This is a genomic window from Desulforhabdus amnigena, from assembly GCF_027925305.1.
GTDB classification, from domain to species: domain Bacteria; phylum Desulfobacterota; class Syntrophobacteria; order Syntrophobacterales; family Syntrophobacteraceae; genus Desulforhabdus; species Desulforhabdus amnigena.
Genome location: NZ_BSDR01000001.1, coordinates 1,870,529 through 1,895,080, shown reverse-complemented (window position 1 = coordinate 1,895,080; position 24,552 = coordinate 1,870,529). Strand labels below are relative to the sequence as shown.

At 49.4% G+C, this 24,552-nt stretch carries 22 protein-coding genes; 9 read left to right on the top strand and 13 right to left on the bottom strand.

What is annotated here, in order from left to right:
• The first annotated feature begins 1 nt into the window (after window position 1).
• From QMG16_RS08210 to QMG16_RS08200, 3 genes are all read left to right on the top strand, one after another.
• On the top strand, window positions 2-556 hold the full coding sequence (locus QMG16_RS08210; protein ID WP_281793485.1) for an NUDIX hydrolase: 555 nt from the start codon (window positions 2-4) through the stop codon (window positions 554-556).
• A gap of 817 nt (window positions 557-1,373) precedes the next feature.
• Window positions 1,374-1,583 carry a hypothetical protein gene (locus QMG16_RS08205; RefSeq protein ID WP_281793484.1) on the top strand — a complete coding sequence of 70 codons (210 nt, stop codon included), beginning with the start codon at window positions 1,374-1,376 and terminating at the stop codon, window positions 1,581-1,583.
• Window positions 1,584-1,644: 61 nt separating this feature from the next.
• On the top strand, window positions 1,645-2,997 hold the full coding sequence (locus tag QMG16_RS08200) for a phosphomannomutase/phosphoglucomutase (protein ID WP_281793483.1): 1,353 nt from the start codon (window positions 1,645-1,647) through the stop codon (window positions 2,995-2,997).
• A gap of 137 nt (window positions 2,998-3,134) precedes the next feature.
• Here QMG16_RS08200 and QMG16_RS08195 read toward each other — a convergent pair whose 3' ends face one another.
• Window positions 3,135-4,448, bottom strand: a complete 1,314-nt coding sequence (locus QMG16_RS08195; protein ID WP_281793482.1) for a nucleotide sugar dehydrogenase — start codon at window positions 4,446-4,448, stop codon at window positions 3,135-3,137.
• Between the two features lie 97 nt (window positions 4,449-4,545).
• On the opposite strand from QMG16_RS08195, the gene QMG16_RS08190 reads away from it, so the two are divergent.
• Both QMG16_RS08190 and QMG16_RS08185 read left to right on the top strand, forming a co-directional pair.
• A complete protein-coding gene (locus tag QMG16_RS08190) occupies window positions 4,546-5,523 on the top strand; it encodes an NAD-dependent epimerase/dehydratase family protein (protein ID WP_281793481.1) in 978 nt (325 codons plus the stop codon).
• 110 nt (window positions 5,524-5,633) lie between these two features.
• Window positions 5,634-5,939 carry a ferritin family protein gene (locus QMG16_RS08185; protein WP_281793480.1) on the top strand — a complete coding sequence of 102 codons (306 nt, stop codon included), beginning with the start codon at window positions 5,634-5,636 and terminating at the stop codon, window positions 5,937-5,939.
• Window positions 5,940-6,000: 61 nt separating this feature from the next.
• Here QMG16_RS08185 and hisF read toward each other — a convergent pair whose 3' ends face one another.
• Window positions 6,001-6,777, bottom strand: a complete 777-nt coding sequence (gene hisF, locus QMG16_RS08180) for an imidazole glycerol phosphate synthase subunit HisF (protein ID WP_281793479.1) — start codon at window positions 6,775-6,777, stop codon at window positions 6,001-6,003.
• A gap of 10 nt (window positions 6,778-6,787) precedes the next feature.
• Complete coding sequence (gene hisH, locus QMG16_RS08175) at window positions 6,788-7,426, bottom strand: imidazole glycerol phosphate synthase subunit HisH (RefSeq protein ID WP_281793478.1); 639 nt, start codon at window positions 7,424-7,426, stop codon at window positions 6,788-6,790.
• 257 nt (window positions 7,427-7,683) lie between these two features.
• On the opposite strand from hisH, the gene QMG16_RS08170 reads away from it, so the two are divergent.
• The gene (locus QMG16_RS08170) at window positions 7,684-10,260 is read left to right on the top strand and encodes a [protein-PII] uridylyltransferase family protein (protein ID WP_281793477.1); all 2,577 of its coding nucleotides are present in this window, start codon (window positions 7,684-7,686) and stop codon (window positions 10,258-10,260) included.
• A 142-nt stretch (window positions 10,261-10,402) separates the two neighbouring features.
• Here QMG16_RS08170 and QMG16_RS08165 read toward each other — a convergent pair whose 3' ends face one another.
• The 3 genes from QMG16_RS08165 to QMG16_RS08155 all read right to left on the bottom strand — a co-directional run bounded on the left by QMG16_RS08165 (window position 10,403) and on the right by QMG16_RS08155 (window position 13,815).
• Entirely contained in the window at window positions 10,403-11,674 is a 1,272-nt protein-coding gene (locus QMG16_RS08165; RefSeq protein WP_281793476.1) for a lytic transglycosylase domain-containing protein, read from the bottom strand.
• A gap of 267 nt (window positions 11,675-11,941) precedes the next feature.
• Window positions 11,942-12,412, bottom strand: a complete 471-nt coding sequence (locus QMG16_RS08160; protein ID WP_281793475.1) for a PTS sugar transporter subunit IIA — start codon at window positions 12,410-12,412, stop codon at window positions 11,942-11,944.
• Window positions 12,413-12,447: 35 nt separating this feature from the next.
• The gene (locus QMG16_RS08155) at window positions 12,448-13,815 is read right to left on the bottom strand and encodes an MATE family efflux transporter (RefSeq protein ID WP_281793474.1); all 1,368 of its coding nucleotides are present in this window, start codon (window positions 13,813-13,815) and stop codon (window positions 12,448-12,450) included.
• A 516-nt stretch (window positions 13,816-14,331) separates the two neighbouring features.
• Here QMG16_RS08155 and QMG16_RS08150 point away from each other — a divergent pair.
• Window positions 14,332-15,585 carry a hypothetical protein gene (locus tag QMG16_RS08150; protein WP_281793473.1) on the top strand — a complete coding sequence of 418 codons (1,254 nt, stop codon included), beginning with the start codon at window positions 14,332-14,334 and terminating at the stop codon, window positions 15,583-15,585.
• A 69-nt stretch (window positions 15,586-15,654) separates the two neighbouring features.
• On the opposite strand, the gene QMG16_RS08145 is transcribed toward QMG16_RS08150, so the two are convergent.
• From QMG16_RS08145 to QMG16_RS08130, 4 genes are all read right to left on the bottom strand, one after another.
• Window positions 15,655-16,155, bottom strand: a complete 501-nt coding sequence (locus tag QMG16_RS08145; RefSeq protein ID WP_281793472.1) for an OadG family protein — start codon at window positions 16,153-16,155, stop codon at window positions 15,655-15,657.
• 95 nt (window positions 16,156-16,250) lie between these two features.
• On the bottom strand, window positions 16,251-17,039 hold the full coding sequence (gene xth, locus QMG16_RS08140; protein WP_281793471.1) for an exodeoxyribonuclease III: 789 nt from the start codon (window positions 17,037-17,039) through the stop codon (window positions 16,251-16,253).
• Window positions 17,040-19,670, bottom strand: a complete 2,631-nt coding sequence (locus QMG16_RS08135) for a response regulator (RefSeq protein ID WP_281793470.1) — start codon at window positions 19,668-19,670, stop codon at window positions 17,040-17,042.
• Between the two features lie 47 nt (window positions 19,671-19,717).
• Window positions 19,718-20,617, bottom strand: coding sequence for a transporter substrate-binding domain-containing protein (locus QMG16_RS08130; protein WP_281793469.1), 900 nt, complete (start codon window positions 20,615-20,617; stop codon window positions 19,718-19,720).
• 444 nt (window positions 20,618-21,061) lie between these two features.
• Here QMG16_RS08130 and QMG16_RS08125 point away from each other — a divergent pair, with 444 nt between their 5' ends.
• Entirely contained in the window at window positions 21,062-21,658 is a 597-nt protein-coding gene (locus QMG16_RS08125) for an MBL fold metallo-hydrolase (protein ID WP_281793468.1), read from the top strand.
• Between the two features lie 203 nt (window positions 21,659-21,861).
• On the opposite strand, the gene QMG16_RS08120 is transcribed toward QMG16_RS08125, so the two are convergent.
• The 3 genes from QMG16_RS08120 to QMG16_RS08110 all read right to left on the bottom strand — a co-directional run bounded on the left by QMG16_RS08120 (window position 21,862) and on the right by QMG16_RS08110 (window position 23,634).
• Window positions 21,862-22,254, bottom strand: a complete 393-nt coding sequence (locus tag QMG16_RS08120) for a hypothetical protein (RefSeq protein ID WP_281793467.1) — start codon at window positions 22,252-22,254, stop codon at window positions 21,862-21,864.
• Window positions 22,255-22,519: 265 nt separating this feature from the next.
• Window positions 22,520-22,675, bottom strand: a complete 156-nt coding sequence (locus QMG16_RS08115) for a hypothetical protein (RefSeq protein ID WP_281793466.1) — start codon at window positions 22,673-22,675, stop codon at window positions 22,520-22,522.
• A gap of 542 nt (window positions 22,676-23,217) precedes the next feature.
• On the bottom strand, window positions 23,218-23,634 hold the full coding sequence (locus QMG16_RS08110) for an RlpA-like double-psi beta-barrel domain-containing protein (RefSeq protein ID WP_281793465.1): 417 nt from the start codon (window positions 23,632-23,634) through the stop codon (window positions 23,218-23,220).
• Between the two features lie 548 nt (window positions 23,635-24,182).
• Here QMG16_RS08110 and QMG16_RS08105 point away from each other — a divergent pair.
• A complete protein-coding gene (locus QMG16_RS08105) occupies window positions 24,183-24,335 on the top strand; it encodes a hypothetical protein (protein ID WP_281793464.1) in 153 nt (50 codons plus the stop codon).
• Window positions 24,336-24,552 lie beyond the last annotated feature (217 nt).

Here is a 24,552-nt window from a genome sequence, read left to right as displayed (position 1 = left end):
AATGGAGTTTCGATTCTGTCCTTTTTGCGGGAACCCACTGACAAAGTGGAATCGCTCAGGTAGGGACCGGCTTTACTGCGGATCATGCAGAAAAATTCATTATAGAAATCCGACGGTTGGTGTTGCAGTCCTGGTTGTGGAGGCGGGAAGGCTTCTATTGGTCCGGCGACTGGGAACCTACGAAGGGCTTTGGTGTATTCCCTGTGGGCATGTGGAGTGGGATGAAGACATTCGAGAGGCCGCCTGCCGGGAGTTGCACGAGGAAACGGGGCTGGATGTTGCTGTCGGGCCGGTTTTCGACGTCCATTCCAATTTTCACGATCCTCAGTGCCAGACCGTGGGGATCTGGTTCTGGGGACGGCGCCTCTCAGGCGACGTGACTCCCGGTACAGACGCCGGTGAGGCGGGTTTTTTTGCTCTCCATGAATTGCCCCAAATGGCTTTCCCGACAGATCTGTTGGTTTGTCGAAAACTTATGGCCTGTATGGATCGAGATGGGCTCAGAGGGTGGTTGGACTCATCTTGCTCCAGCGATTGGGTGTCACGTTCGGGATGACTTCATGAGTTCGCAGAGGCCGGTTCAGAGGTGAGCGGCCCTATTTAGGATTCTTCTTTTGCGGCTCTTTGTACGAAAAATTTTCTTGACTCGGAACCTGTCACATATTATCTGTTAAAAGTTGCGATATTCTGGATATTCGTATTGGAATATCTTTTTGGCCGATTTCAACAAGAGAGAGAAGAAAAGTAGTAATGGACGACCCTGGCACTGCTGGTAAGCGCTGCTTGAAAATCGAATGAAGCCTACGGATCTGCGGGATTTTGCGACCGGAAAGGGGAGGTGCCGCCATCTTCCTTTAGCGTGTCAGAGCTTTTTTCTGTGCAAAGTTCCCGGGCCTTGGCTCGGTTTTTTTTTGCCAGGACAACGAACGAGGAGGTGATTCCCATGAAGTTTGTTCTCATTCGCGGACGTAACCGCTTGGAGGCCCGTAAGAAGACTTTGGATTTTTGGTTTTCCCATCGGAATCAATTCAACTGTACGATGCAGGATTTTTTGAGGAAATGTTCGACGGATCCAACCGGTCGAGTGATCATGTACAAGGGGTAAACGATGGAAAGTGATGATTCTGGTCCTAGTAGTTGTCGCAATTTGAGTTTTTTAGGCTGAAGGAAACGATTCTTTCAGCCTTTTTTATTTTTAAGGTTTTCACCCTGCCGGTTTAGATGATTTTCCGGCCCGTATTCCGCCGACTTTGACATTGACCCGCCACTGAATCCCTGCTATTCGTTTTTCATTATAAGACCGCTCATTATAATTAAGGTCGTTATTTTTAATCCGCAATGTGATTTCAATCTTCATCCATCGAGGGACGCCTATGTCAGGGTTTGGACAATTTTTGTGTGTGGAACTTAAACGCAGTGTTGCCAGCATGTTGCCTTGGGATATTCCTTGGTATGATCTCAGCCATACGGTTTTTTTCTCTGCACTTTACGGTGTTTTGACAGTCATGCTGTTTGGAGTTCTCACTGCCGTTCTGATAACGATCAAGCGTGTGAAGAAGGGCGGGGCTGGAGAAGAGCATTGATTTTTGTTCAACCACCGAATGAAATCCCCTGCCTGGTGCAGGATCCTTGGGAGTAAGCCGTTTGGACCACAATGTTTTTAGGGAATACGATATTCGCGGCCTGGTAGATAGAGAAATCCTGGATCAGGACGTTGTTTTGCTGGGCAAAACCTTTGGCACGTATATGGCTGGGCAACAGAAGAAATATGTGGTGGTGGGAAGGGATTGCCGCCTCAGTTCCGGCCGCTATCGGGATCTGCTGGTTGAAGGTTTGGTTGCGTCCGGTATGGACGTCGTGGATGTAGGGGTGTGTCCCACACCTGTCTTTTATTTCGCTTTGCGGCGCCTGGACCGCCAGGGTGGGATCATGATCACTGCAAGTCACAACCCGCCGGAATACAATGGATTCAAGATTTGTAACGGCTACGATACCATTTCCGGCGCAGAGATTCAGAAGATCCGTGAAATGATGGAAGAGGCCGATTTCGTTTCAGGCAACGGACAGGTCGTGTCCCATGATATCGTGACATCCTATATCGACTACGTGGTTGGAAACATAGAACTCAAACGCAGGCTCCGCGTGGGGGTGGATGCCGGTAATGCCACGGCCGGCCCCATTGCTATACCCATCCTGGAAAGGCTGGGTTGCGAAGTTTACCCCATCTACTGCGACATGGACGGCACATTTCCAAATCATGAACCCGACCCCACGGTTCTCGAAAATCTCAAAGATTTGTGCGCCCTCGTCAAACGTGAACACTTGGATGTGGGAGTAGCCTACGATGGCGACAGTGATCGTCTCGGTATCGTGGACCACCGGGGGGAACCCGTTTTTGGGGATAAGCTGCTGATCATTTTTGCTCGGGAGATTCTCTCCCGTCGTCCCGGAACCACGTTCGTCTCTGAGGTGAAGTGTTCAAAAACGCTTTATGACGATATCGAAAAGCGGGGAGGGAGAGCCATCATGGCTCGAACGGGTCACTCCCTCATGAAAGCCAAGATGAAGGAAGTGGATGCGGTGCTGGCGGGGGAGATGAGCGGGCACATGTTCTTCAAAGACCGTTTTTTCGGTTTCGACGATGGCATTTATGCCTCCTGTCGAATCCTCGAAATTCTGGCCAATTCATCCAAAACGATCCCTGAACTGCTGGAAGGGATTCCCGAGACATTTACCACGCCGGAAATCAGAGTGGAATGTCCAGATGCCGTTAAGTTTCAGGTGGTTGAAAGAGCCAAACGCATCTTTAAAGAAAAGGGCTATAAAGTCATCGAAGTCGATGGAGCTCGTATCGTCTTCGAAGATGGCTGGGGACTGGTCCGTGCATCCAACACTCAGCCGGTGCTTGTTCTTCGCTACGAAGCGGATACTGCCGAACGCCTCGAAGAAATACGCCGCATGGTGGAAAGCGCCGTGGAAAAAGCCAAGGGCCAGTAGAGACCTGCTGGGGGCTCTGCCGGCGTCTCCCTCATCCTTTTCTTGGTAAGAGAGTATCGAGATGAGGGAGTTGTACAGGAATTTACAGGCACTCAAACACAAGTTTTTTCAACCTTGCACGCTCTCAGACACCCCTCTCAGGCTTTGACGATCTTTTCTTTTCCTTCCCTGACCTCTTTGGTTGCATTCCTCGTGTCGATCACCATGGTTGCATTCTTGACGATCCATTCATAATCATATGTTGAATGATCTGTCAGGATCATTACGGCATCCATATCATTCAGGACTTCTTCCGTGAGCTGCAGGGATTCCAGTTGAAACTGGTGTTTGCGGCCTGGTTTGAGTTTGGGGATGTGGGGATCGTTGTAGAAAACCTGCGCGCCGCGCTTCAGGAGGAGTTCCATGATGGCGTATGTAGGAGATTCCCTGTCGTCGTCAATGTCCTTTTTATAGGCGACGCCCAGGACGAGAATTTTGGAACCGTTCAGACACTTTTTCCGGCTGTTCAAGGCCTCGGCGGTCCGCTCCAGAACATAATAAGGCATCCCCACGTTGACTTCTCCTGCGAGCTGGATGAATCGCGTGGTAAAATCGTACTCGCGGGCTTTCCAGGAGAGGTAAAAAGGATCGATGGGGATGCAGTGCCCTCCAAGCCCCGGTCCGGGATAAAATGGGGTAAAGCCAAAAGGCTTGGTGGCCGCTGCGGCGATGACTTCCCAGATATCGATCCCCATCCTCTGAGCGAGCATCTTGAGCTCATTGACCAGGGCGATATTGACGCTGCGGTAGATGTTTTCCAATAGTTTGGTCAGTTCCGCGACTCTGGTGGAAGAAACGGGCACGATTTCAGAGAGCGCCGATCCGTAGAGGGTCTTGGCGCACTCGAGGCATTCGGGAGTCACACCCCCCACCACCTTGGGAATGTTTCCGGTATGAAATTTTTGGTTTCCCGGGTCTTCCCGCTCCGGAGAAAAAGCCAGAAAAAAATCCCTGCCCACCTGCATCCCTTTTTGCTGGAGCATGGGGAGCATCAATTCTTCGGTAGTACCTGGATATGTTGTACTCTCCAGTACGACCAGTTGACCAGTGCGCAAATATTTGGCCACGGTTTCCGTGGTATCGGTCACGAAGCGCAGATCGGGTTCCATTTTTTCCGTCAAAGGAGTGGGTACGCAGATGATGATGCAGTCGGCTTCTTGAAGGCGTTCAAAGCTGATCGTCACATCCAGTTGTTTGCGTTCGAAAAAATCGTTTATAGACTGCATGGGGATATGTTTAATATAGCTTTGGCCATGAAGCAGATCATTGACTTTGCGGCTGTCGACATCAAAGCCGATGAGCGGAAAGCCGGCTTCTCCGAAACGAATGAGGAGGGGAAGGCCCACATACCCCAAGCCGATGATGCCCACGGTTGCTTCTTTTTTCTGGATCTTTCCAAGCAGTTCGTTCATTTTCTTATTTGTTCCTCGTCTGTTAAGGAATATGCGTTCAAACGGTTGATGTTGGTTGTCCAGCCCAGCATTCTGCCGGTAAAGGAGACAAAATACAATGAAAAATGTCGGGAGGAATCGGGGATGTGTGGTCACCGGGGTTGCTGGTTTCGTGGGGAGCCATCTTGCAGAAAAACTTTTGTCTCTTGGCCATCGCGTTGTTGGGATCGATAATTTTTTTTCGGGTTATCCTGAAAACATGGCTTCCTTCAAAGATCATCCGGCCTTTACTTTCTATGACACGTCCATCGCTGAAGAGGGTTTGCTGGAATGGATATCGGGCAGGCATTCCGGGTTGAGTTATTGCTTTCATCTGGCCGCCATCGTGAGTGTTCCCTATTCCATGGACCACGAGGAAGAAACCACAAAAATCAACTACGACGCTACACTGAAACTTTTGCAGAGTGCGGAAAAACTCCGGTTCAGCCGGTTGGTCTTCGCGGGTTCGGCCGCGGAATATGGAAACGATCAGAGACTGCCGCTTCTCGAAACGTATGCGGACGAAAAGACCAGGCATCTCAGTCCATATGGACAAGCCAAGTTTATGGCTTCTCGAGCCGTGGCATCGAACCCTATCGGTGTGGCCCTTCGTTTTTTCAATATTTACGGTCCAAGGCAGGACCCCCGAAGCCCTTACAGCGGGGTCATCTCGCGTTTTCTCGATATGGCCCTCGCAAACAAGGTGCTGACCATTTTCGGGGATGGCCATCAGGCGCGGGATTTCGTCTACGTCTCCGACGTAGTGGAAGCCTATATTCGCGCGGCAGGTTTGAATGATACTGGGCCGTCCGTCCCCAACGGAGTGTACAACGTCGGAACCGGGAAGAGTACGACCATCCTCGAACTGGCGGAAACCATAAAAGACTTGACTGGAAACGCTCTTCCTCTGAATTTTTGCCGGGAACGCCCGGGAGATATTCGCTTTTCCCTGGCTTCCGTGGACGCGTTTTCCGGTGCGGCCCATTGGGTTCCCCGGATTTCTCTGCGGGCGGGACTGCGGGAAACCCTCCACTGGGTTCGAAGGGATTCTGTTTGAAGAATGGCTTCACACGGTTGACGTGATTATTGTATGAGCGTTTGTATAGAGAAGGGGAAAAAAAAGTCTGTAGAACCACTAACCTTAACGGAAAAGAAAGGAGTCAGATCATGCCAGAATTCGGAACATCTCTTTCCGGTTTAACCCTGGATCGCAAAGTCACTCATCAGGAGTTGGTGCGGGCAATCCGCTTCATGGTTGCTGCCGAGTACGAAGCGGTTCAACTCTATATGCAACTGGCGGAATCCACCGACCACGAACTTGCCAAAGAGGTACTCAAGGATATTGCCGAAGAAGAGCTGGTCCATGCGGGGGAGTTTCTCAGACTCTTGAAGGAACTCGAACCGGAAGAGGAGAAGTTTTACAAAGAGGGTGCCGAAGAAGTGGAGGAGATGATCGCTAAACTCAAGAAATGATTTTGGCAGGGCATCCTCCTCTTCAGAGGGAAGGATGCCCGTCCCTTGCATTCAAGTCCTGTCAGACGTTTCTGATGCTTACCCCGTTTTCTTCAAGGAATTTCTTGATTTCCCGTATGGTATAAGTCCCGTAGTGGACCATGGATGCGATGAGCGCGGCATCGGCGCAGCCTTTGGTGAGTACGTCGAGCAGATGTTCCGGTTTGCCCGCTCCCCCCGAAGCTATGACGGGAATCTGCACTTGAGTGGAAATCATGCGGGTGAGTTGCAGTTCGTATCCGGACTGAGTTCCGTCGGCATCGATGGAATTGAGGCAAATTTCCCCCGCTCCCAATCGTTCCGCTTCCAGGGCCCACCATAGAGCATCGATTCCCATGTGCTTGCGTCCACCGTTGATGACGATTTCATAACCTGAAGGAATCCTTTCAGATTTTTCAACTTGCTTCACATCCATTCCCAGTACGATGCACTGGCTTCCAAATGCCTCCGCTCCCTGGCGTATGATATCGGGGTTGAGGACTGCCGCTGAGTTGACGCTCACTTTCTCGGCTCCGGCAAGTAGAACATCCCGCATGTCTTCCAGTGTTCGAATTCCACCCCCTACGGAAAAAGGGATAAAGATGGTCTCGGCCACCCGCCTCACTACGTCCAGCATGATCGGCCTGCGGTCGCTGGATGCCGTGATATCGTAAAAGACGATTTCATCGGCTCCCTCTTCATAATAGAACCGGCCCATGTCGACGGGATCCCCAATATCGATGTTGTCTTTGAATTTGATTCCCTTTGTGGTGCGTCCATCCCGGACATCCAGGCAGGGGATGATGCGTTTGCTCAACATGATCTCTCCTTTACTGTGAAAATGCTCCATCCCATAGGCAGAAGTTTTTCAGCAGCTGCAGTCCGGGGGGGCCGCTCTTTTCCGGATGGAATTGGACAGCGACCAGGTTGCTCTGGGCGACGGCTGAGGCAAAAGAGATTCCATATTCCGTTTTACCGGCGATCTGATCCGGTTCGCTCGGGTCGGGATAATAACTGTGTACAAAGTAGAATGCGCTCTGGGGGGGGATGTTCTTGAAAACCGGGTGATCCTTCGTGAAAGCGACCTCATTCCAGCCCATGTGAGGAATTTTGAGATACGTTCCGTTGGCGGCTCGCATGTCCCTGGGGAAAAGACGAACCCTTCCGCGAACGATTCCGAGGCATTGCGTGTCGTTTTCTTCACTGTAGTCCAGAAGGACCTGTAATCCAACACAGATTCCAAGGATGGGAGTTCCGGCTTCCAGCCGTTCGCGAAGCAGGAGATCGAGACCCAGTTCTTTCAAATTTTCCATGGATTTCCCGGCGGCGCCAACTCCAGGGAAAATGATTCGGTCAGCCCTTTTGATCTCTTCGTGGGAATGGGTGATCCGACATGGGAAACCCAGAAAATTCAAGGCTCTTGCTACGCTGGTGAGGTTTCCGGCCCGGTAGTCCAAGATGGCGATCACGCATGACTCCTTTCACTGGCAGGTTGTATTCAATTTGAAGTAAGATGTGTAAATACCCATTATTTCTTCTGGGGTCAAGGGAATGGTCTCGTTCAAGATGGCGGGGAAACACCCTTTGCCGCTGAACGCGAATTCTTCCGGGCCGCCTTGCGTCCCGGGGCAGGAGAGTTTACGATTATCCTGGCAACAATCGTAGTCTTTGAATTGTCTGTTGCGAGCACAGATCATAAAATCATCTAAAGGAAAGTGAGAATAAAATGCAGAATATTGCCGAGTCTCTTCGCAAACAGCGGGAACAGATCCTGGGTGATGGCGGCGAGGACCTCTTGAGTCGCCATACCAGTCTCCTGGAGGTGGCCATCATTTCCCTTTATAACCGTCTCGTGAATCGCCTCAATCTGGACACGGAGCAGTTCCGCTCCAGCGGAGCCATATTGGCCCTGGGCGCTTTTGGGCGTGGACTGGTCGGACCGAGTCAGCCCATTCCGGTCCTCCTCTTAAAGGCTGAATCGTCGCCCTGGAAAGAGAGTTGGCTGGACGAAATCGTTTCACCGCTCACCGAAGCCGGTTGGACGCTCAAGGTAGAGCAGGGAACCGTGGATTCTTTGATGGAACGGGTGAGCCAGGATTTTTCTTTTTTTGTGTTGCTCCTGGAAAACCGTTATATTTCGGGAAACAGATTGCTTGTCGACCAACTGGAGGATGCGCTCGATACTTTTATAGAGGGGCGGCGGGATGAGTTCCTCAAGTACTTATACGATTCCGTGCGGCATCGGGAAAGCCGGCTCGAGGATCCTGGAAGCTGGCTGGAACCGGATTTGATCGAAAATCCGGGGGCGCTCTCCGAGATCCAATCCATAAGGGTTGCATGCCGTATTGCATCGAATATTCACAACCTGGAGGATGCCATTTTTCGGGGCTATTTGAACCGCCAGGAGGTGGATTTTCTTCAACAGGCTGAAAAGAGTTTCGCCCGCCTCCTCAGTCTTCTTGGAAGTCTTTCCAAGAGTGAGAAGAGCAAGCTTCGATTCGAGGAGCAGGAAATCCTTACGGAACGTTTGGGATATTCTTCTCGTGCGGGTTTTCTTCCGGTGGAATCTTTCATGCAGAAGGTCTTTCAACTTTTCCACGGTGTTGAATGCATCTCTCAGGAATTCTGGGAGCGTTTGCACGAAAGCCGGGAAGAGATCGTTGAAGAAGCTGGAGCGAAGGCCATCGAAGAAGGGGTAATGGTTCGTTCGGGGAGGATCACCCTGCAAACCGACCGGTACCCTGCCACGGCCGGGCACCTGGTTCATCTTTTCAACCTGGCTGCAACGCATCGTCTTCAATTCGCCAACGTGACGCGTCAATGGATTCAACACCACAGGAACGTGCTGGATACGGCTTCTGGGGACCCCATGGTTCGTGAGGAACTGTTGGATCTGATACGGAACGACTCGTCGGATTTGCCCGTCCTGAGGAAATTCTATGACCAGGGTTTTCTCACCTCTCTTATTCCGGAACTGGGGGCGGTACATGGACTGGTTCAACATGATGCTTTTCATCTTTATCCGGTGCATGAGCATCATCTGCGCACCCTCAGGGAACTGAAACGGCTCATTGCGGGGGAATATACCGATACGGAGCCCGAGTTGACCCAAATTGCCCAGGGAATTACCGACCCGACCTGGCTTTTTCTCGCCGGATTCCTTCACGATATCGGAAAGAGTTCAGGAAGGGGACATGCCCTCCATGGCGGGGAAATGATACCCGCTATTGCCCGGCGCATTGGGTTGAAACCCGAAGAATCCGATAACGTGCAGTTTCTGGTGGCGCAGCATCTGCTTCTGGTGGACAGCGCCTCCCTGAGGGACCTGGCCGATGAAGAGATGTTGGCCCACTGTGCGCTCATCATTTCCACACCGCTGCAGCTTGATCAGCTCATGCTCCTCAGTTTTTCCGACATGGTATCCACCGGTCCCAAAGGAAAACAGAAGTGGAAAAACACACCGGTCTTTGCTCTTTACGATATGATTCACCACCTTCTGGAGAAGGGGGAGCCGAGTCCTCAGGCTATCGCGGAGAGGATCGAACGGGTGAGGGTTCAGGTAGGAGAAGAATTGGCCGATTTGATCGGTACGGCAGAGTTGGAGACTTATTTTTCTCAGCTGGCTCCACGCTATTTGCTCTCCATGCCCCCGGAGGCCATAGCCCGGCATTTGAGGCTCGGATGGCAACTGCAAGCAAGCGAAGACCTTTTTGTATGGGAGGTTGCAACCAAGGACAGCGTGATAGAGTTGACACTCATGAGCTGGGAAAGACCCGAGCTGCTGTCACAAGTCGCGGGTATCCTGACCTTGCATGATATGAATATTGCTGGAGCCCAGGTTTTCACCATGAACAACGGGCTGGTGCTTCTTGTCTTTCAATGCCGCACGACGAAAAAGCGCGATGTGGCTTTCGATTGGAACGCAGTGAAAAAAGACATGAAGCAACTGATGCAGGGCAAAATGGCTCTGGATTATCGTATTGCAGCCCATGCAGCCAGTCGGGAAGATTTCCCCGTACCGGTTCGCCAGACTCCAAGCCATATTCTTATCGATAACGATTCGTCCCAGCTTTATACGATCCTCGAAGTTTACACCTTAGACCGTGTCGGCTTGCTTTATACCATCAGTCGAACTTTGTGTGAGCTACAGGTGAGAATTTTCGTGGCCAAGATCACGACCAAGGTGGATCAGGTGGCCGACGTTTTTTACATCAGAACGCATCAAGGGGAAAAAGTTACAGATCCGGAACAAATTGCAGAAATCAAAAATGCCTTGTGTTTCTGGCTGGATGGAATGATTTGAGCTTCTCTTTTTCAGGTGAATTTCGGGCTTGCGGGCTGATCTAAGCGCTCAAGATCTTGATTATACGGCCATTTCCATGGGGGATACGGCAATAAGTCGGCCGTGTCACCCATGGAAAAGTAGGCCCTTTTCTTTTTTCAGGTCAAGGAATGATGATCGTTTGTCCCAATGGCAGAGTATCTCCCTTTATCCCATTTGCCTTTTTTAGATCGTCGATGCTTACCTCGTATTTGCGTGCAAGACCAGAGAGGGTCTCTCCACTTTTCACCGTGTGAGAGCGCTTGGGATTGGACCCTGCACTGGGCTTCGGAGGATCGGCTTTTGCCTGAACGGCTTGTCCGACTTCTCTTTTGGCAACAGGAGATGCGGTTGTCTCTTCCATCCTTGCATTTGGGGGTATTTGAACGGATTGAAAATTGCGCTCGAAAGCCGCACCCGTGCCGGCTGGAAGTTTTAGTTCCTGAACGCCTGCTGGAATGGTGTCCGAACGAAAAGAGGGATTGATCTTCTTGAACTCACGGTAGGTGATGCCCGCCGCCGATGCTACGGTTTGAATGGGAACCGGCTTGCTCAAGTTCACTGTGACGCGGTCGAGCTTCAACTCTTGATACCCCGCGCCTTGGGGTAAATTATAGCCGTACCTTGCCGGGTCGCTCAGAACCGCTTTGATCGCCAGTATGCGAAAGACGTAGCGTTCTGTTTCCAGGGGAAGTTTGAGCAGATAATAGTTGTTGACTCCCTGAGAACGCATTTCATCCGTGATGCGCTTGTCTCCGCAATTGTAAGTGGCGATAGCCAGGGCCCAGTTGTTGTAGCGGCTGTATAAATCCCTCAGCAATCGGAAGGCGGCATCGGTGGATTGCTCGAAGTCGAATCGCTTGTCGCAGGAACCCTGTTGTTCCAGCCCATAGGATGCTCCCGTGGTCGGCATGAACTGCCAGGGGCCGGCTGCTCCTTTGGGTGAGCAAACATTGGGTTGCAGGTCGCTTTCCACAATGGCCACATACTTGAGGTCTTCGGGCAGTCCGTAGGAATGCAACCTTTCTTCGATCCAAGGGAAATATCGCTCCATTCGCTTCAACCAGAGGTAGACCTGAGCATGGTTGTAGACCACAAGGGTGAATTCCTTGTCGAATCGCTCCCATGCGTCTGCAACATCGAGAGGAACGGCTTCACCGCACAAGTCCATTCTTTCCGGCGGAGCGTAATAGGGAACAAGGGTTGGTGCATCACCGTGGCGGAAATCTCTCTTTGAAACCGTAGCCGGCTCAACCACAGACGTCTGAACACTGGTTTGTGTCACGGACATGGGAGGCGTCGGTGTTGAAGTCGTTTGAGTTGTTGAACAACCGGCCACTAATGCCAGGCCTGCCAAAGCTGAAAAGAATACCCGCAAATAGCTTTCCCTTTTCATGATTCTGATCCTTAAATGGTTCAAACGTCGTTCTTTTCTTTACCTGAAAATAGCCCATCTTCATGCTCTGAGGTGTCCCTAGAGGGCATGACAATTACATGGGCCAATATATTACTCTGCACGGATTAAATGAAGACTTTTGATCGCCATGGCGATGGGCAAGAAAGAGGCTTTGCCCATCTTACGGGAGGGACTCATGTAATTTTCGAACTTTCGCTCCCGGTAGGAACAGTTTTAATCCCGGCCACCATGTAACAGATTTTACCGTCATTGGAAGGCCATTTCCTCTTCCATGCATTTGATCTTTTCACGAAGCGTCTCCGAATTCTCAGCCTCTCTGATGCTCTCCATGAATTTCGGATTGTGACAGAGCCTGGAAATGGCGGCAAGCACCTGTAAATGGAGGGCGGTTGCATTTTGCGGAACTACCATGGCCAAAATGACATCCACGGGCAGACCATCCAGTGCATCGAAGTCTATGGGCTCTGCAAGGCGGATCAAGAGAATGGCCGCATCCTTGGCATCGGTACTGGGGGCATGAGGAATACCGATGCCGTCGCCTATGCCGGTACTCATCACCTCTTCGCGCATTTTCATTCCTTCGTAGAGGTGATTTGCATTCCTCACCGCTCCCTTGCGGGCAAAAATGTCCACTACAAATCGAAGCACGGAATCCTTGTCCGAAAGGTGGGCATCCAAGAAGATACAATCAGGTTGAAGGCGTTCCCATATTTTCATGGCATTCCAAAATCAAAGGGTTCTCTTGTGAGGAGTCAAACACGCTGATCAGAACATAATGCCAGGTTTTTCCTCAATAATCTTCTGGAATAAAGGAGCGTGATCCCTGTTGCACTCCATGTGACTGAAAATATTCCCCACCATATGCCTTTAATCCCCAGGTCCAGCAAGTGAATCAGAGCATAAAAGACAATGATGGGGGCCACAATCTGACGATACAGCCCTATCCATATGGCAAACATGGGTTTCTTGATTCCTTGCAGGGCCGCAATGTTGATATACATGATTGTATACGCATAAAGGACGAAAGAGGCAATCTTTAAGTAGGTCGTGCCGTGTTCTATGACCGGCGGGTCCTGTGTGAAGAACCCCATGAGGTTCTCGGCGAACATGAAAACACCCGCTGTTCCCAAGGACATGACCGCACCACCATAAAGCAGAGCCGTTTTGACGGCTTCGTGAATTCTGCCAAAGAGTCGTGCTCCGTTATTTTGTGCGACAATGGTCAGTGTGGCGATGTTCAACCCGATAGTGGGGAGCAGGGCTATCTGTTCCACCCTCGTTGCGATGCCGTATCCGGCAACAGCCTCTTTTCCGAATTTGCTGATGAAGTATGTGATGACGAAAATCCCCAAACCCACAGTGAACGTGTTGGCGCTTGCCGGAAATCCCTGCCGCGCAATTTCCTGAAACGTTTTTTTCCGGGGGTGCAATTCCGTCCATTGGCTCCCTTTGAGGATGCCAGATTGAAAGACCCTCGTTCCGAGATAGATGCTGCCGATCAATTGTATGAGGACTGTCGCGATGGCGATTCCAAGGGTTCTCATTGGAGGAATGCCCAGTCCGCCGTAGATGAACCATGGATCGAAAACGAGGTTCAAGAAGAAACCGGCAACCAGGAAGTTCCGATAGGGTTTGGTGTTTCCCAAGGCGTTCAGGATGGCGTTGAGCATATAAGTGAGCATGAAAAAGGGGGCGCCGAAAAAAATCGTATTCATATAATTCAAACATATTTCCAGATAGCTTTCCGAGGCTCCGAGCAACGAAAACAGGAAAGGCGCGCTCAGAAGGCCGATAACCGTCAGGAAAAAGGAGAGGATGACTCCGAAAGCAATCCCTTGAACGGCAAAAAGCCTTGCCTGTTGAAGATTTCCTTCTCCAATGGCCGTTGCTATCAAAGCCGTTGTGCCCGTGGCCATTCCGCTTCCCATGGCAATGATGATGAAAAAAATGGGAAACGAAAGGGAGAGGGCGGCCTGGACCTGAGTTGAAATGAGTCCTCCAAAGTAAGTGTCCACGACATTGTACATAGTGTTGAAGAAGAATCCTATGCTGGCGGGAATGGCGATTTGGCGGATGAGTTCGGGAATGGGCGCCATTGTGAGTTGGTTTTGTTGTTTCATGGAATAGAGGCTTTCCATTCGTTTGGAGTGAATGCCTGACCGGATTCAATCGTGAGCGATGAAGATGCGTAGAGAGGGGAATCCTTTCGGCGGCAGGACGGAATCCTTAAAATAAGTTCATCCACATGTCGGATGGATAGCAACTTTTAAAATTTCTGTCAATGAATAGGGCTTTGAGTCGGCCCTGGTCAAATTGTACAGTACTTATGGGGATCTACTCATAAAAGGGGTGAAATCGGGTTCCGATGGAATTTTCCTGAAGGTCAAACGAGTTCTCATTTTGCATGGCGGCCTTCTGATGAACCCTTGTGACCGTAACCCTGTATTTGATGGAATTAGAAATCATGTTAGAATTTTGCCCAAAAGGGCAAGTTTTGAAGAATCTACCCTCTTTCAATGTCCCCATACCTGGCTTGCTTATGTTGGTTATCAAAGCTTTCATGCCCGTGATGGCTTATAAGGCAATTTACATGGATTCCGGGGTCCTGGCCCCCTATGTTTGAGGAGAACTCCACTGTGCGAATTTCTGGATCATCGTCAGCCCGAATGGGCCTGGTGCTTTTTCTTCTATGCATCCTCTTGAATTTATCGCATGCCTCTCCTGAAGCAGTCATCACCGGCGATGAAGTTCGGAGTGACATGACCCTTTCTCTTTTCTGGCGCGAAGGGTGTGGACATTGTAAAAGGGAAAAAGAGTTCCTTTCTCAATTGCAAAAGGAGCTGCCTCATCTCAAAGTTAAACTGCTCAATATCGATCAGCCGGAAATCCGGCAGCTTTTCGACGCATTGACGGATAAGTTCCATCTGGCGAAAGTTACCCCCATCACTCTTATCGGCCAAAAATTCATTGTCGGTTTTGCCGGGCCTGACACCACGGGAAGCCAGATACGGGAATTGCTGCAGACTGAGCGGATGGATACGACAGTGGAACAGATGCTGGAAATGAATGTGGCAGGCGACACTGAGAAAGGGGGAGTATGCCCTTTAACGGGACCGAGCACAGCCTGTGGACTTGTTGAAGCCGGTCCTTTTTATTTTGATATTCCCCTTTTGGGAAGTGTCAATCTAACAGAATTCACTCTTCCCATGCTTTCGGTCGTGCTTGGTCTGGTGGACGGTTTCAACCCCTGCGCCATGTGGGTGCTTGTGGCCTTTCTGACGGCTCTGGCCCATGTCGGTTCCCTAAGGAGAATGGTCCAGTTTGCCGGACTCTTCATCCTGGCTCAGGGGGTAATGTACCTTCTTATTTTGAATTCCTGGTTCCTCGCTTTTGATTTTATCAAGGCCGATCGTATTGTGACGCCGCTCGTCGGATTGCTGGCGATAGGCGGTGGAATCTTCTTCCTTTGGGAATTTGTCACATTCGAGGGAACGTGCAAAGTGACAAGCCTGGAAAAACGGACCCAGACCGTCTCCCGCCTCCAATCTCTTGCGCACCAGAGCCTGACCCCCCTTGTGGTCGTGGGAATCCTGGGGATCGCGTTTTCCGTAAATGTAGTGGAGTTTGCCTGTTCTATTGGGATTCCACAAGCTTATACAAAAATCCTGGACATGAACAATATCGGCATCCTGAAGCGTGAAGCACTGATGGGAATTTATATTTGGTTTTATATGCTGGATGACCTGGTCGTTTTTGTCCTTGCCATCTGGAGCATCGAAAAAATCGGTCTTACGGCAAGATATTCACGTGCCACGAATTTCGTGGGGGGAATCATCATGCTGATACTGGGGGTGCTTCTTTTGGTTGCTCCGGAAAAACTGCGCTTCTGACAAGTTCTGAAACCCTTTCATCCTGCGTTGTGACCATCCCGGTCAGGGAATTAGTGAAATATTTGATCTTTAAAAAGTATAATCTTCTTCCAAAGGAACTTTCAGATCCTCCCTCCACTGATAAAGACCTTTTTGATCTTTTTCACGGGATTCAACGATGAGTCCCCATTTCAAGAAGGTATTCAAATAGCTTTGAGGGTTGGGCACCCCGAGCTTCTCTGCTTTTTCCAGCAGGGAGTGCAGGGGGAAAGGTTCTCCCATGCGTTGCGTGATCAATTGGAAATTAGAGAGTATTTCCGATTCTTCATGGGAAAGGTGGATTTCTGTGCGGTCGGTTTCGGGTGCGGGCGGTTTTCCCCTGGGTGGCGGGGTGAGGATTTCCGGCTCCGAAGATAGACGTCCCGGTCGGTGTTTGAGAATTTCCTCGCACATTCTGTCCCAAAGCTTGAGAAACCTTTCCGTTTGGGCAATCAAAATGGCCAGGATGACCAATCCCGTGAATACGATGCCGAGTCCCGCCAGTGCGATGACCCATCCATTCGCCGCATTGATTGCTTGAAGTCCGTACATTCTATTCTCCTCTCCGTGTCAACTTCCGGAGCAGGCTCAGGATCTGAACTGTCTCAAGGTCCTGGTATGGTGTTTCTTTCAGCGCATTCATGTGTTCAGAGTTTTTCCAAATCAAATTCGGCCCATACCGGTGTGTGGTCGCTCGGTTTGTCCCTGCCTCGAAGCTCATGGTCCACCATGCACTCGAGGGACGCCCTGGCGACAGGATCTGTGACCAGAATGTGGTCCAAACGCCAGCCCAGGTTCCTCTTGAAACTCATGGGCAGTCGGTAGTCCCAAAAAGTGAATTGTTTTTCATTGGGATGGTGTTTTCTATAGAGATCTATAAAACCCCAGGATTTGACACGGGAGAAGGCTTGACGCTCGGCGGGGTGGCAGCCGATTTCCCCTTCCATCCGCTTGGGATCAAATACGTCAATGTCCTCCGGCGCCACATTGATATCTCCAGCCCAGATAAGGCGATCTCCCGGGTCGAAACGACTTTCAAACCATCTTTTCAGCCGCTCCAAGAAGTCGATTTTATATCGGAATGCTGGATCTTCCGGAGTCCTGCCCTGAGGGACATACGTATTGACCACCCAAATCCCGTCAAAACGTCCCGCAATGAACCTGGCCTCCTCATCGGGATTTTCTTCATCGAGACGGCAAAGCAGTTCTTCGGCCGGTTTCTTTGAAACTATGGCGACACCGTTGAAGGATTTTTGCCCGCGCAGGCTGACACTGTAGCCGGCATCCCGGAAAGCCCCCTGAGGGAAATCCTTTTCCTGAGCTTTGATTTCTTGCATGCAGAGGACATCCGGCTGATGCTGTTCCAACCACTGAAGGACCACCGGCAACCGTGCCCGGATACCATTCACGTTGAATGTGGCAAACTTCCAATTCATTCAGACCTCCGTCGTTTCATTCCCTGAAGATCCTTGTTTCTTGTCCAGAACTTTTCGCGTTACCTGCAGCATTTGATTCATTTCATACGGTTTGCTGATGAAACCTTCGGCACCCAATTCGATGAGTTCATCTCTGGAATCATCCGGCGAGTACCCGCTGATGACGACAACTCTTACGGAGGGATTGATCCTCTGAAGTTCCCTGAGACATTCTGTGCCGCTCATGCCCGGCATGATCAAATCCAATAGAACTAAGTCTATGGTATTCCAATGAGTTGCATATATCTCAAGAGCGGTTTCTCCGTTTTCGGCGGTCCAGACAGTGTATCCGAATCTTGAAAGAATTTGTTTTCCAAGGTCTCTGATATAATCTTCGTCATCCACGAGAAGGATGGTCTCAGATCCCCGGTTTATAACTACTGGTTCAAGGGGTTTTTCCATGTCCCTCTCCTCTCGATCGATTACTGGAAGATAAATGTCGAAAGTCGTTCCTCTGCCGGGTTCGCTACGGCAAGTAATGTATCCCTTGTGGCTTTTCACGATTCCATAAACCATTGCAAGACCCAGCCCGGTTCCTCTACCGATTCCTTTGCTGGTGAAAAACGGTTCGAAGATGCGTCCCAGAGTGGGCGTGTCCATACCGTGGCCCGTGTCGGTGACTTGCAGGAGCACGTAGTTTCCCGGTACGGCCCCCATGTGTATTCGACAGTAAGGTTCGTCGAGAATGGCATTCCTCGTGGCTACGGTCAGTTTGCCTCCTTCCGGCATGGCATCCCGGGCATTTACTGCCAGGTTCATGAGCACCTGTTCCATTTGGGCCGGATCAGCATTGATGGTCATCAAATCCCCTGCAAGATGCAGTTCGATGCTGATCATCTTGGGAATGGTGCGGTCTAACAGCTTCCTGAGCTGAACAATTTCTTGGTTCAGATCGACCGGCTGAAGTTTGCTCTCGATCTTTCGGCTGAAAGTCAGCAATTGTTTCGTGAGGTCTGCTCCACGCTGGGCGGCACTGAAAATCTCTTTGAGATGGTCGTGGCTGGGTTCATTTTCTTTATTATCCAGGAGGAGCAGCTCCGAATATCCTTGAATGGCCTGAAGGAGGTTGTTGAAATCATGAGCGATTCCTCCGGCGAGGGTTCCGACGGCTTCCATTTTGTGGGCGTGGAGCAGTTGCGCTTCAAGTTTTTTCTGCGGCGTGATATCTCTGACGAAATTGAGGGTAGCTGTTTTTTTCTCCCATGTGTGTCGGACAGCATTGACTTCGAACCAGAGTTGTTCTCCTGCTTTATTGAGTGTCCGGCAGACATAATCTCCGGCAACTTCACCCTCCTTCAAGGATCTGGTATGCCTTTCCAAGGCTGACTCCTGTTCATCGGGATGGAGCAGGTCCGAGAAAGACATTCCGGTCAACTCGACTTCCGAGTATCCCGTAATGGCCAGTAAACGACGATTGGGAAACTTGATGACGTCGTCCTGATAGATGAATATTCCTTCATTGGTATTGTCCACCAATATTCGGTATTTTTCCTCGGATTCCTTGAGGGCCGCTTCGATCCTTCTGCGCTCGGAAATCTCTTTCTCCAGCTGCCTGTTTTTTGTCTCCACGTCCTGTTTGCTCCGGGCTGTTTCTTCCAGGCGCGTTCGAAGCACAAGATTGTGGGTATTGACCTTCAGAGCAAAAGCCGTTCCGCCCAAGATGATCAATGACAAGATACCCATGGCAATGGGAAGGCGCCAGGGGGCGGTTTTTCCAAATATGTCCGACGCCTCGGATAGAATCAGCAGGGAAAAGGGAGTCCCTTTCACGGGGAAGCGACCTGCAATCAGTTCTTCATATTTTCCATGCCTGGCAGAGGGGCGGATGCGATATATCTTGCCGGCTTCGAGGCCTTCAAGGTCAGGCATGGCATAGGATTTGAGCTTTTGCCGAATATCCGACGGCAAACCGAGTTCGCCTTTATTGGGGATGATATAGAGGGAACGTCCGACCTGGGTGCTGGTCTCCTTTACAAGCTGTTTGTAAACGGTTGCTGAAGAAACCCAGGCGACAATTTGCCCCTTGTATTTTCCTTTGTAATCATATGCAATGGAAACAATAACATCTGGATCCTGCTTGCTGGAATCGACAAGGATCGCTGCATCGCCAAGTTCCGGAGAGAGCAGGTGAGAGAGGCTTTCTACGTTTTTAGCCCTCGATTCGCTGGAGAAAGCCCCTGAGAGCAGCTGTCCGTTCTCTTTGATGAATGCAATCTGAGTGTAAATTTTTTCCTGATCCAATGTCTTCTCGTTCAAGAGACGGCTAAACGATTCCGTGACGCTGAACAGGCTGGCCTGAAGGCCGTATTCCATGGACATCCCGAGTGCTTTGCTGTGAAAGTAAGCGAGGATGTCGCGATTTTCACGCAGATCCTTCAGATCGCTCTTGCGTTCCGAGTAGAAGTAACTCACCGCCATGGAGCGTTTTTCCATGTCCTGTTTCAGTTGCTGAAGAGTGGCTGTCTGCAGTTCTACTTGTGAAAGGTAATTGGCGAAGAGCAGAAACCCTATATATCCCAGCAATACAAAGCTTGCGACTGCTACAGTGATGTTCCATTTTTTTGTTGCAAGTGTTGGTATTTTTGTTTTCATCTTTCCAAGAATGGGCTGAGAGATCATCCTTTTTGTCTGCACCTGATTCAATTGAAGAAATCGGGATAAAATTTGAAAATAGCAGGATAATACTTCATCACAAGTCGGTTGTAAGTACCGTCTTTTTTGCATTGCTCGAAAAATTCATTGAAAGCGTTACGTAATTCGGGGGAATTCTTGTCAAAGGCATAACCCATATTCTGCATAGAAGAAACCGGTCCAATGATCTTGACCCTATCGGGCCATTTTTCTACCGCAATCAGCACGCCTGAAACATCCTGGAGGCAGATATCCCCTTCGCCATTCATGATTGCCGGTACGAGTTCGTTCAAGCTTCCCCTGAAACCTTTTATTTTGGCGCCTGCCTCTTCCAGGCCATAGAGGTGAGGATCGACGCACGTGTTGGTCAGGCCCAATATGACTTTCCCCTGTAGCTGAGCCTTGACTGCCTTGATATCTTTTTGAACGTCTCCCGATGGAGTGATGGGGGTGAGAGGGGCGTCTCCATTGGCAACCGCCCACACCTGGTTGGGGAAGGTGGCAACGGAAAAGTCCGCAACCTTCTTCCGCCAGGGAAGGATCGTCAGTCCGTTGGCTGCAATATCCCCTTTGACGGGAACATCCCCCGTGATTTTTACTTCATCCCCGGTATTTGTGATTTTCTTTCCCGTCAGATCTGAAAAAACCCTTTCCCATGTCGTTTTGACGTATTCGTACTTAACGCCGAGATGCATGGCGAAGAGTCTTATCATTTCGACATCCAGCCCGTCTTCGCTCCCGGTTACAAAGTTGGCATAAGGAACTCCCAGATGTCTCAAAACTCCGCGCGTTTTGATTTCTTCAAGGTCTCCGGCCAAAACCCTCGACACGCTGAGGGTGCAGATAACAACACTAAGAATGATTTTCCACACGAATCGCGCTGCTGATTTGCTGCTCTGCTGTATCATCAATGCATCCTTTCTCATCTTCTACCCGGTTACTTCTTCGCGCATCGGCATGTGCAAGATATTTCGGTCCCAACGACAACAAGTATTAGAATTTTTTCCTCAAGAAAGAATCTGGATGACAAGAATTTATTTTAAACTTTTAAATTTTACCTCAACTGAACATTATTGGATTGGGCGCGTTTAGACTATTGCAGAAATACACTTTCAACACATTCGCCATTGAATATTATTCAGTATAATAGTAACGAATGCGAAATGATATCTTTTTCCGCGATTCAACGCATCAACGCAGGATAACGGCAATTGTTCACCGCAGAGAATGCGGAGAGTGCAGAGAATAAGGAAAATTCAAAAATTGGCTGTTTTTCCCTTTCTGTGCATCTGCTCAATCTGCGGATATAAAAAGGGTGGTGAACGGTTACAGGTAAGAAGGATTGGATCATCGTGAAAATAACGGACGAAATATACCAGGTAGGTGGTGGGAGATTCAGCTCTCCGGAAGATGCAGCGGTTTATCTGATCCATTTCAGAGAACATGCCGCTCTCGTGGATGCAGGGTGTGGGCGTGATCAGAACAAAATATTATCCAACATCAAGAAACTTGGAGTAGCCCCGGAACAAATTGAGTATCTCCTGATCACTCACTGCCATTTCGATCACACGGGAGGCGCTAAAGCGTTGCGGGAAATCACACACTGTCGAACGGTCGCCCATGAATTCGATGCGCCATTTCTTGAAAGGGGAGACAGTACCGTGACGGCTGCCGGTTGGTATGGATCCGAGATGGAGGCTTTCCCTATCGACATAAAGCTTAAGGGAGAACGACAAGAAATCGCTTTGGGGGAAAGAACTATCGAAGCTCTTCACGCCCCTGGGCATTCACCGGGGTCAGTGGTCTATGTGACGAAATCTCAAGGTTTGAAGGTTGTTTTCGCTCAGGATGTACACGGGCCTCTTCACCCGGACCTTCTTTCAAACAAAGAGAATTACCTGCAGTCCCTGGAAATGCTCTTCTCTCTAGGTTCTGTTGACATTTGCTGAAAGTTCCACATTTTCAGATAGATGCTTGATCTGCCTCGAAGCGGTCCTTTCCGGTGCAATGCCTTATGGATTCGGTCTCTACGAGAACGTTCCAATCTGAAATGTCAACAGAACCTAAGGGCGGACATCCTTTGTGAAGGGCATTACGGCGTGTTCAAGGGACAGAAGAAAGTCGCTGATTTTATTGAACAGTTCTTGAGATCCTAACATTCTATTTTGTAGGAGGGATCATTGAAGTGTTTGAAGCTTGGAAGGCCTTCTTCATGAGGAAATGGGGTCTGGTTGATGACTTCGTCGGGAAGGCAGGTGTTCTCATCGAAAATATGGAAAGCGAAGTGGAGTAAATTCAATTTTTCATTGTAACGCTTTTGTAAGAGAAAGCAGTAAAGCGCCTTGACCGATTCTTCGTAACTGAGTTTTTCCTTTTGAATTTTCTTTTGGATCAGCTTTTCCACGAATTCAGGGACAGGATGTATCAGGGATCGTGTGAAAGTGTCACACGCCGCGTGGCAGGACTCATCGTATGCCTCAAAATTTTCAAATTCCCGGAGCAGGCGTTCCCAATCGATGGTTTGCGATAAACTCTCTTTTGGCATGTTTCAATCTCCGATGTGTCCGAATTCGTCCGTTTCAAGTTTCAAATGATGATCTCTTTTCTGTTGCATTATCATAACATCGGTCCCGCAAATGTTGAAAGCCCCAAAGGACCCTCTCAAACACTTTCGTTACCCCATGGGTGAAAAGGGTTACGCCGGTGTGGGATGGCCTTTTGGGGCTTTATATTCTAATCTGCGTAAATTGCGCAATGTCTACGTCTATTCGATCGCTTATCTTGAATGGTTTTCAGTGCTCTTCCCGTGTTTATTGCTTTAACTGGGACAAACGGTCGATTCCTGCCAGGATCAAAACCCCGGCTACAAAGATGGCGCTACATCCCGGAATTGGATTTTCACCGATTAAATTGAAACCCATAAAGCCCATAGAAAGACCTAAAAGAATTTGTAATGAAGTAATCATATCGAACTCCTTGTTGAGTTGATCGATATGAAGAGCAATTCATATGCCAACTCTGAAAGGCGATTTTTGAAGCCTCTGAAGGCTGGAAGGAGAGCCTCGAGATGCCTTCAGCCATGGAGGATTCCATGAGAAATGCTCCTTTTCCTTTTGATCGAGGGCCTGATATGGAAGGTATGATATCAAATATTAACGATATTTCGTTATAATGTTATGATTTGGAAATTATGGACATATGAGAAGATTTTTGCATCTTGGATGGCATAGGCTCATTGTGAAGGGATAGGCGGATCAGGTGCCGGGAATCCAGTTCTTTAGAATCTGCGGACAGCCTTCGAATTTATTCGTTCGCGATGTGGAAAACGGCGCTGTTCATGACATCATTGCTATGATGCCATGGAATGGTGGAGGGAAATGTCATTGAGGGGTCTCATCAGGAACCCTCTGAATGGGCAACGGTCATGCCTGATTCAAACCACTGAAGATGCCGTCAAGTTTTGAAGACGGCATCTTCAGTGGTTTTATTTTCAAAGAAATGTTTCTCATCAGTCGTCCACAGGAATGAGTACCCCTTGGGTCACTCCAAACTTCATGCATTCCCGTTTGGAGGGAAGAAGAAAGTCGATCTTATTCTTGTGTTTCTTGGGCATGATATCTTGAAATTCTACCAGGTGGCTCTTTCCCTTGACCACCAGATAGAATTTATCGCCAAAGTCGTAATTCTTCGCCAGGTCGGGACTCAATGCGACCAACTTTCGGTAATGTTCTGGTTTGATGCGAAGAGAAGAAGCTGTACGACCGGGGGTCGTATCTGTACACGAAGAGGTGTTGGTGTAAGCGCTGACTGTGACTTTGCGAAAGTCTGAAGTTTCCTGATTGGGGTGAGCATGGGCGCTCAGTGGGAAATGAAAAAACATGGTAGCCAAACAGTAGATAGATAATGCTCCGATATTTCTTGACATTATTTCTTCCTTTCCTGGTAGGCCTCGTGATCCAAGAGAAGCGCTGTGAAGCCTCAGCCTTTCCATTTTGTCAATTAGACCCAATCCATGTTAACAAATTTGTTGACATGGCTCCTGCCGTTCAATGGACACACCGACCGGCTGCGTGACATGACCGTTGCCTCGATCTCAGTGGGAGTGTCATTCAAGGGAGCTTTCTTTATGCACAAATGATGCCTGATAAATCTGTCCGAACCTGGCAGAACGTGTTTTTCTCCTTTTCGTTTTTTCAGGAATTGGGTATTTTAAACAAAAAGGATCTCTGTATTTGCAGCCAGGCATATGAGTGATTATTTTAAATTTAACTTCCTATTGCTTTTGTAGCCTCCTGGTAGTTCTCGCGACTGATAAAATGGTTTTTATTCAAGTTGAAAAACATTCTTCAAATTCCGTAGCCGATCCTTCTAAAATAGATGTTTTGATTTAGTTAAGCTATTAAAAATATTGATATAATATATAAGAGTGGGGAAAGTGCGTGCTTAACCTCTTGGGGCAAAGGAGGGAGTGTCATGGCATGGCTCGCTTTTGAAATTGGCCTTTTCTTCGGAATTTGTTTCGGCGTTCTCATCGGGGTGCTCCTCAAGCAAGAGGACGCAGGGGGAGATGCAGAGAGTTCTGAGGCCGGATCTCTCGCAGTTCAAGCTTTTGATCTCTCAGAATAGGGGACGGTTGACATTGAAGTAGGAGGTAGTGGCAGTTGAGTCAACCAGCAGGGTTCCTGTTCAAATTTCCCTTGTCAGTACCGCTTTTATTTCAAAGATGATCATTGACGTTATAATGAGTATCCTGTATCTTTCACTCAATAAGTTTATTTGAGGATCAGGTGCTGCTACTTAGAACCTATCCGGAAACTACCTGTGGACTTTGCGACACCTCCAT

What these genes read in the sequence shown, in the direction of transcription:
- QMG16_RS08210 (WP_281793485.1), top strand. Translation starts at nt 2, where the DNA reads ATGGAGTTTCGATTCTGTCCTTTTTGCGGGAACCCACTGACAAAGTGG.
- QMG16_RS08205 (WP_281793484.1), top strand. Translation starts at nt 1,374, where the DNA reads ATGTCAGGGTTTGGACAATTTTTGTGTGTGGAACTTAAACGCAGTGTT.
- QMG16_RS08195 (WP_281793482.1), bottom strand. Translation starts at nt 4,448, where the DNA reads ATGAACGAACTGCTTGGAAAGATCCAGAAAAAAGAAGCAACCGTGGGC.
- QMG16_RS08190 (WP_281793481.1), top strand. Translation starts at nt 4,546, where the DNA reads ATGAAAAATGTCGGGAGGAATCGGGGATGTGTGGTCACCGGGGTTGCT.
- QMG16_RS08185 (WP_281793480.1), top strand. Translation starts at nt 5,634, where the DNA reads ATGCCAGAATTCGGAACATCTCTTTCCGGTTTAACCCTGGATCGCAAA.
- hisF (WP_281793479.1), bottom strand. Translation starts at nt 6,777, where the DNA reads ATGTTGAGCAAACGCATCATCCCCTGCCTGGATGTCCGGGATGGACGC.
- QMG16_RS08170 (WP_281793477.1), top strand. Translation starts at nt 7,684, where the DNA reads ATGCAGAATATTGCCGAGTCTCTTCGCAAACAGCGGGAACAGATCCTG.
- QMG16_RS08165 (WP_281793476.1), bottom strand. Translation starts at nt 11,674, where the DNA reads ATGAAAAGGGAAAGCTATTTGCGGGTATTCTTTTCAGCTTTGGCAGGC.
- QMG16_RS08160 (WP_281793475.1), bottom strand. Translation starts at nt 12,412, where the DNA reads ATGAAAATATGGGAACGCCTTCAACCTGATTGTATCTTCTTGGATGCC.
- QMG16_RS08155 (WP_281793474.1), bottom strand. Translation starts at nt 13,815, where the DNA reads ATGAAACAACAAAACCAACTCACAATGGCGCCCATTCCCGAACTCATC.
- QMG16_RS08145 (WP_281793472.1), bottom strand. Translation starts at nt 16,155, where the DNA reads ATGTACGGACTTCAAGCAATCAATGCGGCGAATGGATGGGTCATCGCA.
- xth (WP_281793471.1), bottom strand. Translation starts at nt 17,039, where the DNA reads ATGAATTGGAAGTTTGCCACATTCAACGTGAATGGTATCCGGGCACGG.
- QMG16_RS08135 (WP_281793470.1), bottom strand. Translation starts at nt 19,670, where the DNA reads ATGAAAACAAAAATACCAACACTTGCAACAAAAAAATGGAACATCACT.
- QMG16_RS08130 (WP_281793469.1), bottom strand. Translation starts at nt 20,617, where the DNA reads ATGATACAGCAGAGCAGCAAATCAGCAGCGCGATTCGTGTGGAAAATC.
- QMG16_RS08120 (WP_281793467.1), bottom strand. Translation starts at nt 22,254, where the DNA reads ATGCCAAAAGAGAGTTTATCGCAAACCATCGATTGGGAACGCCTGCTC.
- QMG16_RS08115 (WP_281793466.1), bottom strand. Translation starts at nt 22,675, where the DNA reads ATGATTACTTCATTACAAATTCTTTTAGGTCTTTCTATGGGCTTTATG.
- QMG16_RS08110 (WP_281793465.1), bottom strand. Translation starts at nt 23,634, where the DNA reads ATGTCAAGAAATATCGGAGCATTATCTATCTACTGTTTGGCTACCATG.
- QMG16_RS08105 (WP_281793464.1), top strand. Translation starts at nt 24,183, where the DNA reads ATGGCATGGCTCGCTTTTGAAATTGGCCTTTTCTTCGGAATTTGTTTC.